Source organism: Algoriphagus oliviformis, from assembly GCF_017254915.1.
In the GTDB taxonomy this organism is placed as follows: domain Bacteria; phylum Bacteroidota; class Bacteroidia; order Cytophagales; family Cyclobacteriaceae; genus Algoriphagus; species Algoriphagus oliviformis.
On record NZ_JAFKCT010000003.1, the window covers coordinates 1 to 15,996 of the forward strand.

At 47.7% G+C, this 15,996-nt stretch carries 11 protein-coding genes; 2 read left to right on the forward strand and 9 right to left on the reverse strand.

What is annotated here, in order from left to right:
- Positions 1–407: transposase (locus tag J0A68_RS08220; RefSeq protein WP_206577725.1), on the forward strand; the 407-nt coding region annotated here is incomplete at its 5' end.
- Between the two features lie 247 nt (positions 408–654).
- Here the strand turns inward: J0A68_RS08220 and J0A68_RS08225 are convergent.
- The 6 genes from J0A68_RS08225 to J0A68_RS08245 all read right to left on the reverse strand — a co-directional run bounded on the left by J0A68_RS08225 (position 655) and on the right by J0A68_RS08245 (position 7,515).
- Positions 655–1,194 (reverse strand): hypothetical protein, encoded by a 540-nt coding sequence (locus J0A68_RS08225; RefSeq protein WP_206577726.1) that lies wholly within the window; start codon positions 1,192–1,194, stop codon positions 655–657.
- Positions 1,195–1,494: 300 nt separating this feature from the next.
- On the reverse strand, positions 1,495–3,159 hold the full coding sequence (locus tag J0A68_RS08230; RefSeq protein WP_206577727.1) for a hypothetical protein: 1,665 nt from the start codon (positions 3,157–3,159) through the stop codon (positions 1,495–1,497).
- 2 nt (positions 3,160–3,161) lie between these two features.
- The gene (locus tag J0A68_RS08235; RefSeq protein WP_206577728.1) at positions 3,162–4,334 is read right to left on the reverse strand and encodes a 3'-5' exonuclease; all 1,173 of its coding nucleotides are present in this window, start codon (positions 4,332–4,334) and stop codon (positions 3,162–3,164) included.
- 12 nt (positions 4,335–4,346) lie between these two features.
- A complete protein-coding gene (locus tag J0A68_RS08240) occupies positions 4,347–6,773 on the reverse strand; it encodes an Hsp70 family protein (RefSeq protein ID WP_206577729.1) in 2,427 nt (808 codons plus the stop codon).
- 6 nt (positions 6,774–6,779) lie between these two features.
- Positions 6,780–6,908: a hypothetical protein gene (locus J0A68_RS22930; RefSeq protein WP_262898003.1), complete on the reverse strand. Its 129-nt coding sequence runs from the start codon at positions 6,906–6,908 to the stop codon at positions 6,780–6,782.
- An 82-nt stretch (positions 6,909–6,990) separates the two neighbouring features.
- Positions 6,991–7,515: a hypothetical protein gene (locus J0A68_RS08245; protein ID WP_206577730.1), complete on the reverse strand. Its 525-nt coding sequence runs from the start codon at positions 7,513–7,515 to the stop codon at positions 6,991–6,993.
- A gap of 267 nt (positions 7,516–7,782) precedes the next feature.
- On the opposite strand from J0A68_RS08245, the gene J0A68_RS08250 reads away from it, so the two are divergent.
- Positions 7,783–8,130, forward strand: coding sequence for a single-stranded DNA-binding protein (locus J0A68_RS08250; RefSeq protein WP_206577731.1), 348 nt, complete (start codon positions 7,783–7,785; stop codon positions 8,128–8,130).
- Positions 8,131–9,054: 924 nt separating this feature from the next.
- Here the strand turns inward: J0A68_RS08250 and J0A68_RS08255 are convergent.
- The 3 genes from J0A68_RS08255 to J0A68_RS08265 form a co-directional block, all read right to left on the reverse strand.
- On the reverse strand, positions 9,055–10,203 hold the full coding sequence (locus tag J0A68_RS08255) for an efflux RND transporter periplasmic adaptor subunit (RefSeq protein WP_206577732.1): 1,149 nt from the start codon (positions 10,201–10,203) through the stop codon (positions 9,055–9,057).
- Positions 10,203–14,525: a CusA/CzcA family heavy metal efflux RND transporter gene (locus tag J0A68_RS08260; RefSeq protein WP_206577733.1), complete on the reverse strand. Its 4,323-nt coding sequence runs from the start codon at positions 14,523–14,525 to the stop codon at positions 10,203–10,205. The genes J0A68_RS08255 and J0A68_RS08260 overlap by 1 nt, the downstream gene beginning before the upstream one ends.
- A 72-nt stretch (positions 14,526–14,597) precedes the next feature.
- Positions 14,598–15,977, reverse strand: coding sequence for a sensor histidine kinase (locus J0A68_RS08265; RefSeq protein WP_206577734.1), 1,380 nt, complete (start codon positions 15,975–15,977; stop codon positions 14,598–14,600).
- Between the last annotated feature and the right edge of the window lie 19 nt (positions 15,978–15,996).

Below are 15,996 nucleotides of genomic sequence, written 5' to 3' on the forward strand. Positions count from 1 at the left end.
TAGGCAGGTATACCCACAAAGTGGCCATCTCCAACCACCGCATCCTCGGCATCGGCCGAAAGCAAATCACCTTCGGCTACAAAGACTACCGCCAGGGAGCCCAAAAGCTGGAAATGAGTCTGGACAACCTGGAGTTTATCCGGAGATTCTCACTCCATATCCTGCCCCGGGGACTGGTGCGGATACGCCACTTCGGGATCTTGGGCAGTTCGGCTAAGCTGATCACCATTCCGCTGATCCACCGGGAACTTGGAATCCCGATCCCGGAAAAGGAGCCCAGAATCCTTGAAGCCCACAATCCCCGCTACTGCCCCTGCTGCCAAAAAGAATCCATGGTCAGCATCCAGCGCCTGCCCAAACGCGGCCCGCCAAAGGCAGTCTTTGCCCCAGTCCCAACCCCATTCTGATTCCTGACTTTTATCGGGTTGGCGAAGCTATGTCCCGACCACAAAAAAGCCCTTCCAAAACAGGCTTGAAAGGGCTGAAAAAGATCCGATATCTTGACTTTATGTGGATTCTGGCAGGCATCATTTACTTTTTGACCTGAACAGCCTACTCAAACGGCTCCAAAAATCCCGACTCAATCCCCATAGGAACCTCCCCGGTTCCGTGCAACATCGGTTTCATTGTTCGTCCTGCGGACGCAACGAAAACCTAGTTGTTAACTGCCGTTTGTTCTTTTTTGAATTCGCTTCTAATTCTCATTAGTTTTAAATAATTTGAAATTGAATGTAAAGGAGATTTAGTCTCGTATCGTCCCAAATTTGTTAGGTTTATTAGGATTTTTTTTTCGTCAAATATAACAATCAGTGATTTTCCCCAGCTGAACAAACTAGTATCTCCTTTACTTCTCAACATGTATAAACCAGTGTCATTTATTTTCAACTCTGGGAAGTTTTTTTTTAGGATATTAACGAATAAAACTCTGTCATTATTAGGGTCTGAAATTTCAATTACTAATAGTTTATAAATGAAATACCAAGAAGTCAGTAACAAAATATTTAATAAAATTATTATAGTTTGAGCTATTTCATTTATGTGATTATTAGGATTCAACAATATAGCCATTGTCATAATTGTCGACCCTAAATAGATAAAAATCTCAAAAAATATCTCAAGAATAAACTCCCAATTTGCCTTGAATACTAATCTCTCTTTTAGAATGCTTTTTTCTTTGTTTATTCTGAAACTCATTTTTTAGATATAATTTTTTCTCAAATGGCAGTTAACGTTTTTGCGCTTGGCGCAGTGGCGGATTTCGGAGCACAAAACTGTCAATAAACCACAAAAGTTGATGCGAGGCAGAATGTTCAATTAACCACTTCACCCGCCATTGCCGCCAAACGCTTGTTACCGGTTCGTGCTTCTTTTCTGTCGTGTTGTTGTCTGTCCATATTGTTCTGTCTTGGTGCGTTGGCTTGGTGGCTCTTTTGCAAAACTTCGCCTACTGCGTTGGCTTGTGCGGTTTTGCAAATGTGCCACCAAATGCAGTGGTTAAACCTGCTTATTAAAAAGGTCTTGCATTATTATTTTTCTAGCTGTTTCTGGTTTCTTTTTAGGCACAATCTCTACATTGTCCATTGATTTGATTACGTTTTTGATAATTGTATTGGTTATCTTTTGACCTGTAACTTCTTTTATCTTGTTGCCCATATCTGTAAGTTTCATTTCAGTTTTGTCTGTCAGTAACTCGTTGATAATATTTTTTAGTCTTATGACTGTTTCAGTATCTGAATTTGATTTTTTAAGATGTTCAATAGGATTTTCAGACACTTCACTTTTTATATCATCTGTCGGCAAAATCTCATCTCCTTTTTTTGATTCGATATTTTCTTTGGATTCAGAATCATTATTGTCATTTATTCCAATCTTCTGCTCTTCAGGTTTTGTCACAACTTCAGTTACAATAGGTTCTGTCGATGCAGTTATATCTTCGGATGTTTGTTGGTCATTTAATGGTTGATCTTGGATTACAGGTTCCACTTTCAATTCTTGTAGATCTGATGCTATAGTATGCTCTTCGGATTTTGGTCTATCTTCAAGCCCTTGATTCTCATCAGATACGGGTTCTTCTTTTGATGAAGTCGGCTCGTTAGATTCAGTTTGATTTTTAGAAACAATTTTTTCTGGTTCTTCTTTTTTATCCTTTACAGGTTGGTATGATTTATAAAAACGTAGGTTAAGATTATCATAGTAAGCATCATAGAATTTCTTAAAACCAAAAAATGCACCCAATAAGATAATAGCATAATTGAAACTGGCTCCAAACTCCTTTAATGTTTTAAGGTGTTTAAAGAGATTTGTGCTTTTGATGTCTTCAGCTTTTCGGATTTCGTCCTTTAACATCAAATAAAGTGGGGTAATAAGATACTGTAGTTGTTCGTTTGAAGTCGTTTGTGAAACGTATTTCTTCCCTTGCCCTTCTGTCTCAAGCAACTTGACAATTTCTTTAATTCTTATTTCTGGCTTTGAGCTATTGATGTCTTGCAGGAACTTATGTAATGCACTTCCTTCAAAAGAGGGGAGACCTTTTGTATTTGCAAATATTTGGCCTGCGTCATAGAAGTAGCCTAAAATCGAATTAGGAAAGTAGTCAAATCTGTCATAGGTAAGAACGTACTCCCAATAATTACCTTCCTTTATTTGATGTGGCTTGGTTCCTATTTTCCTTCTCTCAAGTCCGTTAAAAATATTGTCTAAACCTATGTTTGAGATGTATTTATTCAAATCATCTTCAATGTCACAAATATTCCAAAGAGCCTGAATAGCTTTTTCGAGTTCATGCTTTTCTATTGTCTTCTCAACATTAGGAAGAATATTTTCAAAAACTGGCTTTTCTAATCTTATTCTTTGGTCAATTTTTGTTTCAATTGATGATTTCGCTTGTGCAGATAATGGATAAACTTTTACAATATCCTGAATTTGGAAATTGATAACTTGACCTTCGAATACTTCACTCTTGTCAAAGTGAACTATCAAATACTCTTCTTCCCATTCGAATGGTGTAGTTTCGGAAAACAATCTTATTAAGTCTTCCTTTGTTGATTCGTTAATTACTCCGTCAAATTCTAATAGCTGGCATTTTGGGATATATGTATAGCCAAATCTGTAGAACAGATTAAATTGATTCCTTAAGAGTATTGATAAGAAATGCTTCATTGTTAAAAGTCAAAGTTGTTATTGGAACGTGTTGATGTTCTCTGATTCAAAATATCTGAAATGGAAATTTCTGTGCATTCCCCTTTAAACTTGTCGACCAAATCATGAGTATAACCAAAATAAGTCAGGTAAAGATTTTTTCGGCTTCTCGTCATAGCTACCATGAAAAGAGTGCTTGCATTACTCGGATGTAAATAAAAACTGTTATTGAGATATGGTAGGAATACATTATCAAAATCTAATCCTTTTGCGCTGTGGTAAGTCATTAGAATTGCTTCCTTATTTCTTTCGGCATCACTTAATGAACCATAGCCACTTCCGATAAATTGAATTTTGATGCCATTATTTCTAAAATGTCTATTTAAGTCACCGTAATCAGGCTTATTCCAACTATTCTTCTTTTCACTCCATTGTGGTTTGTTGTTCGCACTTAGAACTTGATTTGCGAACTTTGTAATCATGTTCAAAGTAGGAAGTAGAATTACCGATGTATCACCAACATTTGCGCCCTTCTGTGCTTCTTGGTAAATGTATTTTACTTCTTCTGTTTCACTTGATGCTTCGCATAATCGGATATTCACGTCCTGTTTAGTCAGGTCACGCTTTGCTCCCCAAATGTTCATTGAAGGAAGTAATTTTTGAACTGCTGCAATTATACTTCTCGTCAAACGATGTATCATATTCAACGAAAATGCCCTTGCATTAATAATGTCACCAACCTGACTTGGATTAACTACTGGTTCATTCCATCTTGGGTCAGTATCGTAAATTGATTGATTGGAGTCACCTGCAACAATAACTTTTCTTGATCTATTGTTCATTGCGTATAGAACACGACTTGGTAAGTCTTGAACTTCATCACAAAATATATAATCAAAGTTTTGTGAGTTTTTGTCGCAAAACTCTATGTAAGTGATCACTGGAATTGAACTTGGTATGTTAAGTTCCTTCATCCCCGTCTTGAACATGTCAATTAAGGAGTGAGTATAGACAACCACTGCAATTTTTGCATTTGGTTCTTTTTGTAAAACATTCTTTAGGGAATGGATTAGGAGAACTGATTTGCCACTACCTGCAAATCCTTTTACCCAAATATTGCCCGACTTTTTAGACTCAACATTTATAAATTCCCTTTGGTCAGGGTCTAGTTGGTCTTCTCTTATCATCCATGCCATAGTTTTCTGATTTTATTTTTTGATAATTCCTTCTTCTCTTGAAGTTATTGTTAGGTTCTCTGAATTATATAATTTTTCCCTGTTGAATTTTGGTTTCGAATCTCTCACTTGTTGAGCAAAATCTCTCATGCCCAATTCATCTGCGGCAGAGGAAAGCCAACCGTAATCGCTTTCACTCATACGGTTGGATTCAAATTTTCTTTTCCAGTTTTCAAAAGCTTTTTGAATCATCTCTTTTCCTTTTGGGTCTTGCTCACTTTTAAGAAGTTTTCCCAGTTCATATAGACTGTGAGGTTTATCTGGTTCTAATCTTAGAGACTCTTCTAAGATTTCTTTGAATTTCGCTTTATCCTTACTTTTTAGTTTGTATGCGTAATTGAATGCTGTTGTAGCATCCTTATCCTTTTGATACGCTAATTCGTAATATTCAAGAGCTTTTTCGTCATAACCTGCACTAGAAAAAAGAACTCCTATTTGATTATAGTTGTGAATGCTAGGGTATATTTCATTTAAAAGCTCTAGAGTTTCGGCTGCTCTTAAATCATTGCCAACCTTTTCATATGCTTTGTAAAGTGCTTCAAGTCCGGCTTTTGTGGGTTTTCCACCATTTTGCTCAGCTTCAATGTTTGCTTGCCTTTCTGCTTTGAGGACTATTCTTTGTTCGGTTGTCAGTTCTTTATTTGCAAACGGATTTATAGGCTCCACCATAACAGATTGCCCAACTGAAGTAGCCCTGGCTAGCAACAACTTGTCTGTTGTAATTTCTAATTCAAGCTTTACAGGTGTATTTCGCTTGAATCCACTTGAACTGCTGCTAACTATTTTAATGTTGTAAAGTAGCTTATTAACGTTTCCAAGGCAGATTGGAAGTTCAATGGCTTGTTGTCCATCTTGGCTTGTGACTAAGTCATCAATAACAATAAGGTCACAAGGGATATGCGTTCCTGCTTTGAGAATTACTTTTGGAGTTTCGTCTTTAGTGATTACAAGGAATGGTTCACTTGTAATTGGCTGTATGATATTTTTATTAAAGCCGTTGTAGATTAAAGAATGTATTGAAGCTCCCGTAGAAACGTGTGTTTGTAAATCTCTCGGTATCAAAAGTTCAGATTCTTTGAAATGTTCCTTTAATGCTGCTTGAACGTATGGGTTTTTAGAACTTCCACCAATGAAAAGAACATAATCGATTTCGTCTTTTGACAAAGATGCTTTCTTTAATGCTGTTTGAATAGGACTGAAAATTGTTGCAAATTCATCTGTCACATTCTTTGTTCTGTATGGAACTAAGGAGGTCGATTTTAAGAATGCTTTCATAGCTTCGTTAAATTCAGCATATGACAGCTTTGGTTCTGAAAGGGTTAATAATCCTTTCCTAGTATCAATTTCTACTCTGTTGCCAACCGAAACGTAATCCTTGCTTATAGATTCACTAGGCAGAATACGGTTACTCATTTTCAATGAAATGTTTTCACAAATCATTATTTTCAGTTGCTCTGCTGGTTTGAGCAATTGAGTTATTATTCGATTCTTTTCGGGAGTTCTAAAATCTTCATGAGTTTTTCCGCTTTCTTTAAGTAATTGTGGAAACAAAAAATCAATTGCAATGAGTCTGTCAATGTCATCTCCACCAAGTTTTTCAAATTTTGAAATAGAAAGATTTTTTGAATAGATGCCATTTAAGTCTTTGCCTAGCTCAAGGATAGAAACATCACAAGTTCCTGCTCCAAAATCAAATACTAAAACTTTGGGATTATCTCCTTCTGGTAATGTCAATGGATTGTTTTCACTTGATGAAACTTGAACATAGCTTAAAAAAGCTGCATTTGGCTCGTCAATGAGGGATTGTTTGTTGATTGAGATTCCGTTTTGCTCTAGGGCATAAATCAGTTCTTTCCGTTGATTTGCTTCAAATGAAGCGGGTATACTTACCGCAAACTGCATGTTTGTCGGCAAATTGTTCGTCCTGATATATCTGTCTATTTGTGCTTTGAGATATTGAAAGAAGACTTTCGCTGCGTCTTTTGGGTTAAGAATTGGAGAGCTACTATTTCTATCAAGTTCGCTATTGTAATACTTGGAGCCTAGGTCTTCTCCGAGTTCCATTTTGAAGGAATACCAAACATTTACTCCTTTCTTTAGCTGATATTTTAAGTCTGCCGCACCTTTTCCAACCAATAGCTGATTGTTATGCCAAGCAATTACTGTTGGAATTTTTTCTGATGACATTATTGCTCCATCATCCAGTTTTTGATTTAGCCAAATTGGTTTAGTGGTAATCTCCTTCGTCTCTTTGTCTATTGTTGCAATTGAAACAACCGTTGTTGACGTTCCAAAGTCAATTCCAATAAAGGATGTATTAAAAATGTCTGTTGCAGGCCTAGCAACTTGAGTATTTCTTAGTGCTGGGAATAAGCTTTTTATGTTTATATCAGTCGCCATGAAATTCTAAATTTTATCTGTCATTGTATTGTTTGGTGTGCGGTTGGGCAAAAGCAAATGTGCTGCATCTGTGTCGGCTTGTAGGATGGGTTGCAGCTCTTTTGATTTTGCTGAAGCGTTGGCTTGTCTATTCATTTATTGTGTGGTTTTATGGTTGCACTGTCTTCTTTTAGCATGACCGGTAACGGTTTGGCTATGAGCAGGCGGGCTTTAGAAGCTACTTTCCTGTCAACCAAGACCAAAGTTTGTTTAAAGTATTATCGTTTCGTTTAGTACTATCCGCCCGCTTGCTTATAGCTGTTGTTGTGCTTTCGTGCTTTTTTATTTTTTTGATTCTCATGTGTTCTTCTGGTCCAAATCTGTCGAACACATAATGGACTATTTGAACCGACTCAAAATTCCAAGCATAGTTTTTAAATCCTTCGTTTCCGTCCGATTCTGAAGTTGGTTTTCCAAATTCCTTTTTGAAGTGGGATTGAAAGTCGTTAAATGATTTTTCTTGGTCGCTGTAGTCTGTTCGAAAAAATTCCAACTCGTTTAAAATTCCATTTTGTCTGGGTTCAAAGTGAAATCCGAGTATACAGCTCAGTCCATTCAAGGATTTGCAAGGAATAGTGTAATAACCTGTCGTTACATGCTTAAAGTCATGTCCATTCAATTTCTCGGTCAAAGTCTTTTCGTCAATGTCCCAAGGAATGAAAATGTCGGGTTCGTCAATTTTATATCCTTCTTGAATGTTCATTTTGATTTTTTCTGCATGAAGCACAACATCCGTATACACGCAACTAGTTGCGTGTATTTTTCATATCCCTCCCTTGCCGTGCTGAACCTACTAAAAACATTGGAATAAAAAAACGGCCTTCATTGCCTTTTTCCGCACATTATCCGACAACAATCGACTACTGTCGAATACAAGCGACTAGCTACCGACTGCTTCCCCGCCCCGCCCTGAACTTTGGCCTATCAACAAGCCTCTGGCGAAATCTTTCACATTCAAACTTCCAACACCATGAACACGCTAAGAAACAAAGTACAGCTCATCGGCCACCTGGGTGCCAAAGTCGATCTCAAAACCCTCGAATCCGGCAAAGTCGTAGGCCATGTCAGCCTAGCCACCAACGAAACCTACAAAAACCAAAAGGGCGAAAAAGTCACCGAAACCACCTGGCACAACCTCGTCATCTGGGGCAAGCAGGCGGAGATCCTGTCCAAGTACACCGACAAAGGCTCCGAAGTAGGCGTGGAAGGCAAGCTGACCAACCGCTCCTACGCGGACAAAAACGGGGAGAAAAAATACATCACCGAGGTCGTGGTCAGCGACTTTCTGCTCATGGGCAAGAAGGACGGAGGACAGTAGCAGGTTTCAGTAGGCAGAAGCAGTTTGCAGTAGGCAGTGGCAGTGAGCAGTGGCAGTAGGCAGAAGCTGTTTGCACGGGGGCAGAAGCAGTTTGCAGTGGGCGGTGGCAGTCGGCAGTGTAGGTGATCTATAGGCGGCTATGGCTGACACTGATCACGGACTGCTCTCAGTCCCGTCGCTGCGAGGCACAACGCCGTCACTGCGAGGTACGAAGCAGTCTGAACTTTGACTGCCCAGGAACCAACCGGCGTCGTCACTGCGAGGCACGAAGCAGTCTAAGTTGTGACCGACCAAGGACTGCTCTCAGTCCCGTCACTGCGAGACACAACGCCGTCACTGCGAGGCACGAAGCAGTCTGAGCCATGACTCCCAACTCGTAAGTACGACTGCCACTGCGAACTGAGACTGATCACTGCGACCGCCCACTGCCCACTTCAAGGCACAAAGCAGTCTGAGCTATGACTCTCAACTCGTAAGTGCCACTGCGAATTGAGACTGCCCACTGCGACTGCCCTCTGCAAACTGACCACTGCGGAATGAGACTGACCCCTCCAAGACACGAATCACTCTGAACTGGGACTGCCCATGGACCACTCCAGCGCCGTCACTGCGAGGCACGAAGCAGTATGAGCTATGACTCCCAACTCGTAAGTGCCACTGCGAACTGAGACCGCCCACTGCGACTGAGCCTGATCTCTGCGACTGCCCACTACCCACTTCAAGGCACGAAGCAGCCTGAACTTTGACTGCCAAGGAACCACTCCAGCGTCGTCACTGCGAGGCACGAAGCAGTATGAGCTATGACTCCCAACTCGTAAGTGCCACTGCGAACTGAGACTGCCCACTGCGAACTGAGCCTGATAACTGCAACTGCCTACTGCCCACTGCGGCTGCAGACTGCCTACTGCCTACTGACCACTTCTCTCAAAGCAAATTAAACCCTCCCTTGACCAAGACCAGCGCAGACTCGTCCAATCCCTGCACCGGCTCAATGGCGACCATGCCTTGGCTTATCGCACCAGGCTGCACCTTCACCCTGGCCAGTTCGTAGCCTTGGGCGGTTTTTCCCTGCTGCACCAGGATGAAATACGCCCCGTCCACCTCCACCAGCGCATCTTCGGGCAGGGCCCAGGAGTTTTTGGGGTCGAGCTGCACACGCGCCTGTACAAAGGTTCCGGGGATAAGCCTTTGCTCCTCCTTTTCGTCGAGGACATGGGCATGCACGTTGATCTGCCGCTCAGAGTTGATGGACTGGCCAACCAGATAGACCTGCGCCAGCATGCTCTCGCCCGGACTGTCCGGCAGGGAGACCTCCACCTTTTGGCCTGGATGGACTTTGGGCGCATCCTTCTCAAACAAGACCAACTCGATGTGCAGGTGCTCTTTGCTCAGCAGGGAGACGGCCCTGCCCGCTGCCGGAAGAAAAGCCCCCGGCGTGACATGCACTTCCTCCACAAAGCCCGCTATGGGCGAAAACACGGGCACTTTGGACTGGATCGTCGCGGGGCTCAGGCGCTCCGCATCGATAGCGATCAGGCCGAGCTGTTTCTTTAGACTCTGGCTCTTTGCCAAAGCCGCCTGGTAGTCCGCCTCGGCTTTGAGGTAGTTTTTCTGCGCAGAGATCTGCTCCCCATACAGTGTCTTGTGCCGCTCATACTCCGCCTGGAGGTAGGCCAGCTGGCTATGGGTCTCCAGGTAGTCCTGTTGCAGGCGGATGAAGTCGGGATTTTCCAGGTAAAAGATCACTTCGCCCTTCTTCACCGACTGCCCCTCCATGAGCTTGAGCCCACTGACGTATCCGCCGAAATAGGCGGAAACCTCCTGCCTTCCCTCCACAGGCACCTCCACGGTGCCCTGCACGCTGATTTCCCGCGAAAAATCCCCCTGCACGGGATTGCCCCAGGCCATCTCCATGGCATCAAACTGTTCGTTGGTCAGAAAAACGCCTCCTGCCCCGGCTGGAGCTTGGGAGACCTCAATGCCCTCTGGCTGGGCCGTTTTGTTTTCCCCACAGCCCGACAGAAGAGCCAGGCTAGCGCAGGAAGCAAGGATATGGAATTGATAGCTTTTCATCAGTTGGAGAGGTAAAGGAGTTCGAGTTGGGTGAGTTGGTAGTCGAGCTTGGCCTGGAGGTAGGCCAGGGTGATGCCGCGGGAGTTTTCGATGAGCTGCACGTATTGGAGGAAGTCTATGTCGCCTTCGGCAAAAGACCTGTTGGCCTGGTTCCGCATCAGCGCGGCCAGTTCCTCCCCCTCGGATTCGTAGTAGTCCATCACCTCGCGGCTCTGGGCCAGGGAAGCTTCCAGCCTCACCAGGTCAGTCTGCAGCTGCAGGCGAAAGGCCTCTGTCTCCAGCCGGATTTGCTCCTCCTGGAGCTTTCCCGCCCTGACTTTGGCACTTTGGGAGCCAAAGAAAAGGGGAATGCCTATGCCTGCCTGAAAGCCCGGATAGACCTTGGCGTCCTGTCCGGGATTGGTACCGCGAAAGAGGTCCACGTTCACATCCGGAAGCATGGTCCTGCGGTCCACCTTGACCTGGCTCTCGGCCTGCAGGAGCTCAGACTGGTAGCGGAGCAGCCGGGGATGGCTTTCGGGATCCATGGGTTCGGCCAGGTGGATGTCCCCGCTGCTCAGCGCGAACTCGCCCTCAAGGTTTAGCAGGCGTGCCAACTGTCTTTTGGCATTCTCGTGGTTTCGATTTGCCTCGTTTTTTTTCAGTCCCATTTCCTTCAGCTTGCTGTCGGCGGTGAGCTTTTCCAGCAGGTTGGATTCCCCGGTTTCCAGTCGCCTAGCCGATGCGCGGGCAAACTGACCATAGAGGCTGTCCAGAAACCCGTAGTTTTCCTCCAGGTTTTTCCAGTACAGCGCCCGCACAAAAGTCTGGCTGACCTCCTTGGCCAGCCTGCGCTCGGCCAGCTGCAATTCGGCGGAGGACTGCAGCTCTCCAGCGGCGAGCAGGTCCTTTTGCGCAGCATAGAGAGAGGGAAAATCAAAGCTCTGGCGCAGGCCCCATACCCGGTTGTAGATCCCGTTTTCGGCTATGTCGTTTTTGTCCACTCCGTAGTACAGCTCGGTCTTGTCAATGGTCCAGCCCGCGCGGCTCCGGGCAGACGCAGATTCCAGGCTTTTCTCTGCGGCTTTGATACCCAGGTTTTGGGCTCTGGCCAGCTCCAGGGCTTGGGGCAGGCTCAGCGTTTGGCTTTCGCTCTGGGAGAAAGCCGGTACCGTCGCCCCCAGCATCAGTAGCACCAGCAGGCTGGTGGGCTTGGGAAGCTTGGCGCTGCCCTTTTCCCGCGAGTTAAACAGCACATACAATACCGGCAGCACGATCAGGGTCAGCAGCGTGGCCGAAATCAGGCCTCCGACGACCACGGTCGCCAAGGGACGCTGCACCTCGGCCCCGGCGGATCCGGAGACCGCCATGGGCAAAAAGCCCAGCGCTGCCGCAGAAGCCGTGAGCAACACGGGACGGAGGCGCTCCTTGGCGCCCACCACGACGAGCTCTCGGATGGAAGTGTAGTTGTCTTTCATGGATTTGAAGTGTTCGATCATCACGATGCCGTTGAGCACGGCTATGCCAAAGAGGGCGATGAAGCCCACTCCCGCCGAGATGCTGAAGGGCATGTCGCGAAGCCAGAGCAGAAGTACGCCGCCTATGGCCGAGAAGGGGATCGCCGTGTAGATCATGAAGGCATCTCGCGCGGAGGAAAAAGCGAAATACAGCAGGATAAAGATCAGGACCAGGGCCACGGGGACCGCGATGAGCAATCTGGACCGGGCCTGCTGGAGGTTTTCAAACTGCCCCCCATAGTCCACCCGATAGCCTTCGGGGATGTTGATCTTGGACACGATGCCCTGGATATCGTCCACCACGGACTGGAGATCCCGATTTCGCACGTTGACCCCGATCACCACGCGGCGCTGGGTATCGTCCCGGGAGATCTTGGCCGGCCCCTTGGTGTAGGAGATCTTGGCCAGCTCGTGTAGGGGTATGCTTCCGCCGTTGGGAAGCTGGATGGCGGCATTTTCGAGATGGGAGATATCCTTGCGGAAAGGCTCCGCAAAGCGCACGACGAGGTCAAACTGCTTTTCCCCCTCAAAGACCGTCCCCGCGCTCACTCCGGCAAAGCCCATGGTCACGACCTGGTTCAGATCTTCTACGTTTAGCCCGTACTTGGCGATCTTGGCCCGGTCGTACTCGATTTTCATCTGGGGCAGTCCGTCCACTTTCTCCAGAATGATGTCCGCCGCGCCCTCCACTCCTTGGATCGCTGCTTCGATTTCCTGAGCCGTCCTGAGCAGCACGTCCAGGTCTTCCCCAAACACTTTGATCGCCAAATCTGCCCTCACGCCGGTGATCAGCTCGTTGAAGCGCATCTCGATGGGTTGGGTAAATTCGTAGTCTAGGCCTGGAATGACCTCCAGAGCCTGCTTAAACTTCTCCGCCAGCTCGTCCTTGCTCTCCACCGTGGTCCACTCCGAGGGGGGATGCAGCGTCACGATCACGTCGCTCTCCTCCATGGACATGGGATCCGTGGGAATCTCCGCCGCCCCGATGCGGGTCACGACCTGCTTCACTTCGGGAAACCGCAGCAGAATCTCTTCCATCTTGGTCACGGTTTCCACCGTGTTGGTCAGGGTGGTGCCGGTCTTCAGCACCGGCTGGATCACAAAGTCCCCCTCATCCAGCGTAGGCACAAACTCGGAGCCCATGGTGGAGAAAAGCAAAATCGCACCCAAGAGGATGACCAAAGCCCCAGCCAACACCGCTTTGGTGTGTCTCAGCGCCCAGTTGATGGTGGGTTCGTAGCTCTTGTTGAGAAAGTTGATCAGCCTGACGGAGACGTTTTTTGGGCCGGGCGCTTCCGATTTGAGGAAAAGCGAAGACACCACGGGCACATAGGTCAAGCCGAGGATCATGGCGCCGATAAGCGCAAAGCTGAACACCTCGGCCATGGGGCGGAACATTTTCCCCTCCACCCCGGAAAGCGAGAGGATAGGGATAAAGACGATGATGATGATGATCTGCCCAAACACCGCCGAATGCATCATCTTCGTGGCGCCCTCCAGAGCGATTTTGTCTTTTTCAGCCTGCTTGTCCCCTCTGGAAAGTCCGGCAAACAGCGCGGATGACTTGGCAAACCTGAAGGCGATGTACTCCACGATGATCACGGCTCCGTCTATGATGATCCCGAAGTCTATGGCTCCTAGGCTCATCAGATTGGCATCCACTCCAAAAATGTACATCAAGGACAGCGCGAAGAGCAAGCTCAAAGGAATGACCGAGGCCACGACCAAGCCCGAGCGGAAATTGCCCAGCAGCAGGACCACGACAAAGACCACGATCAGACAGCCTAGGATGAGGTTTTCGGCAATGGTAAAGGTCGTTCTGCCGATCAGGTCAGAGCGGTCCAGAAATCCGTTGATCACGATGCCCTCGGGCAGGGTATTTTCCATCTCCGCGATCCGCTCTTTCACCCGGTCTATGGTGCGCTTGCCGTCCGCTCCCTTGAGCATCATGACCTGGCCGAGCACCTTCTCCCCTTCCCCGTTGGCGGTGATCGCGCCAAAGCGGTTGGCATGGCCAAAGCCCACCTCGGCAATATCCCGAATGAACACCGGAGCGCCATTTCTCACCTCCACGACGATATTTTGGATGTCCTCCAGACTGCCCACAAGTCCCTCGCCACGGATAAAAAAGCTCTCGTTGGTCTTTTCGATATAGCTGCCCCCGGCGATGGAGTTGTTTTTCCCCAAGACCTCATACACCTCGGACAAGTTGATGTCCATGGCCTTCAGGCGCTCGGGGTTGATGGCCACTTCATATTCCTTGAGGTAGCCGCCCCAAGTATTGATCTCCACGACCCCCTCGATGCCGGCCAGCTGCCGCCGCACCACCCAGTCCTGGATCGTCCGGAGGTCGGTGATGGAGTAGCGGTCTTCGTAGCCCGGCTTTACGTCGATGATGTATTGGTAGATTTCGCCCAGACCCGTGGAGATCGGCCCCATAAAAGGCGTCCCGAATCCAGCCGGGATGCGCTCCTGAGCCATGATCAAGCGCTCGGAGATCAGCTGCCGGGGCAGGTAGGTACCCAAGTCCTCCTCAAACACGATGGTCACCACCGACAGGCCAAACTTGGAAACAGAGCGAATCTCTTTCACCCCAGGGAGGTTGGCCATTTCCAACTCCACTGGATAGGTCAGGTATTTTTCCACGTCTTCCGTGGCAAGGTTGCGGGAGGTGGTGATGACCTGCACCTGGTTGTTGGTCACGTCGGGCACCGCGCCTATGGAAAGGTGCGAGAGGGAATAAATCCCAAAGCCCAGCCAAAGGGCGATAAAAATGAAAATGATGAGCTTATGCCCTATACTCCACTGAATGATGCGATCTAGCATGTGCCGGCCAAATTTTCCAACGAAGTTCGTTGGCCAAGCTTAGGCCTGTCTTAGACGATTCTTAAGATTCGCTTAAGAATCGGGGAGCTCCAGCCTGAAGGTGCTGCCCTTGCCCTGTTCGCTAGAGACGGAAACCCGGATTCCGGACTCCTGGGCTAGTTTCCTGACGATGGCCAAGCCCAGTCCGGTACCGGGCACCGCGCGGTCCACGACTTCCTTTTCCCTGAAGAAGGGATCAAAAATCTTGTCCAAGTGCCTGGCGGCAATGCCGGAGCCGGCGTCGCACACTTCGATGTAGGGAGTACCCTCGGCGACCCCGGTCTTGACGAGGACCTCGGCATCGGGCTGCGAGTACTTCACCGCGTTTTGGATCAGATTGCTCAGGATCATCTGCAGGGACTGCTCGTTGGCCCTCACAAAAATCGGCGTGCTCGCCTCGCACTGGAAGCGGACCTCCCGGCCCTGCTCCTTGGCGCTCTGGTCAGTGACCTCTTCGAGAAACGTGATCAGCTCAAGCTCCTCCCTGACGGAAAACTTGCCTTTTTCCTCCCGGGCCAGCGCCAAAAGCTGGTCTATCGTCGCCGACATGCGGTCTATGCTCGCAAAGGCGGATTTGATCTTTTCCACATATTCCTCTTGGGTCCTGGGCTTGCGGATGAGGACTTCCAGCGTGCCCCGCAGCACCGAGAGCGGCGTCCTGAGCTCATGGGAAGCGTCTGAGGTAAACTGCTTTTCCCGAATCAGCGAGGCTTCGACCCGCTCCAGCAGCTCGTTGATCGAGCGGGTGAGCTGGCCGATCTCGTCGTTGGGCTCGGCGAGGGGCACACGCTCGTTGAGGTTGCTTTGGCTGATTTGGTTGGTCTTGTCGATGATCTGGCGGATGGGCTGGATGCTCTTTCCGGCCAGGTAGCGCATGGTCAGGAAGAGGGACAGCAGGATACCCGGATAGAGGATCAGCAGGACGTTGCGGAGCTTGTCCAGCAGCTCGCGGGAATCCTCAAACGACTTTGCCAAGAGCAGATATCCCTCGTGCTTGCCCGCATTGACCAGGGGGATCTGCATCTGCCTCACCTCACTGGCGCCGATCTTCAGCGTCCAGGCCTCTTTTTGGGCGGACTTTTCGGGGGAAAAACTGAGGTGGTTGGCACGCAGGTTGGGCGAGCGGTCCATGGAGTTCCCCTCCAGATCGACGATTTCTATGAAAATGGGGTTGAGCTGGATCTGGCTGTGCTCCATCTCCTGCCACTCGTCCTTGTGCAGGAAGCGGATCTCCCCATCGACGAGAAAGATCTGGCTGCGGTGCTTGTCCGTCTCCAGCCCCAGCTCCCGGTCGATGCTGCTGACCACGGTGACCTGGACGACCAGATAGATCCCTGCAAACACCGCCAAAATGATCAGCGAGGTGACCAATGTCAGCCTCCAGGCGATCCGCTCCTTGTAGGCCAGTTTCATGTGTTCGTAATTTGATCTT

What these genes read in the sequence shown, in the direction of transcription:
- J0A68_RS08225 (WP_206577726.1), bottom strand. Translation starts at nt 1,194, where the DNA reads ATGAGTTTCAGAATAAACAAAGAAAAAAGCATTCTAAAAGAGAGATTA.
- J0A68_RS08230 (WP_206577727.1), bottom strand. Translation starts at nt 3,159, where the DNA reads ATGAAGCATTTCTTATCAATACTCTTAAGGAATCAATTTAATCTGTTC.
- J0A68_RS08235 (WP_206577728.1), bottom strand. Translation starts at nt 4,334, where the DNA reads ATGGCATGGATGATAAGAGAAGACCAACTAGACCCTGACCAAAGGGAA.
- J0A68_RS08240 (WP_206577729.1), bottom strand. Translation starts at nt 6,773, where the DNA reads ATGGCGACTGATATAAACATAAAAAGCTTATTCCCAGCACTAAGAAAT.
- J0A68_RS22930 (WP_262898003.1), bottom strand. Translation starts at nt 6,908, where the DNA reads ATGAATAGACAAGCCAACGCTTCAGCAAAATCAAAAGAGCTGCAACCC.
- J0A68_RS08245 (WP_206577730.1), bottom strand. Translation starts at nt 7,515, where the DNA reads ATGAACATTCAAGAAGGATATAAAATTGACGAACCCGACATTTTCATT.
- J0A68_RS08250 (WP_206577731.1), top strand. Translation starts at nt 7,783, where the DNA reads ATGAACACGCTAAGAAACAAAGTACAGCTCATCGGCCACCTGGGTGCC.
- J0A68_RS08255 (WP_206577732.1), bottom strand. Translation starts at nt 10,203, where the DNA reads ATGAAAAGCTATCAATTCCATATCCTTGCTTCCTGCGCTAGCCTGGCT.
- J0A68_RS08260 (WP_206577733.1), bottom strand. Translation starts at nt 14,525, where the DNA reads ATGCTAGATCGCATCATTCAGTGGAGTATAGGGCATAAGCTCATCATT.
- J0A68_RS08265 (WP_206577734.1), bottom strand. Translation starts at nt 15,977, where the DNA reads ATGAAACTGGCCTACAAGGAGCGGATCGCCTGGAGGCTGACATTGGTC.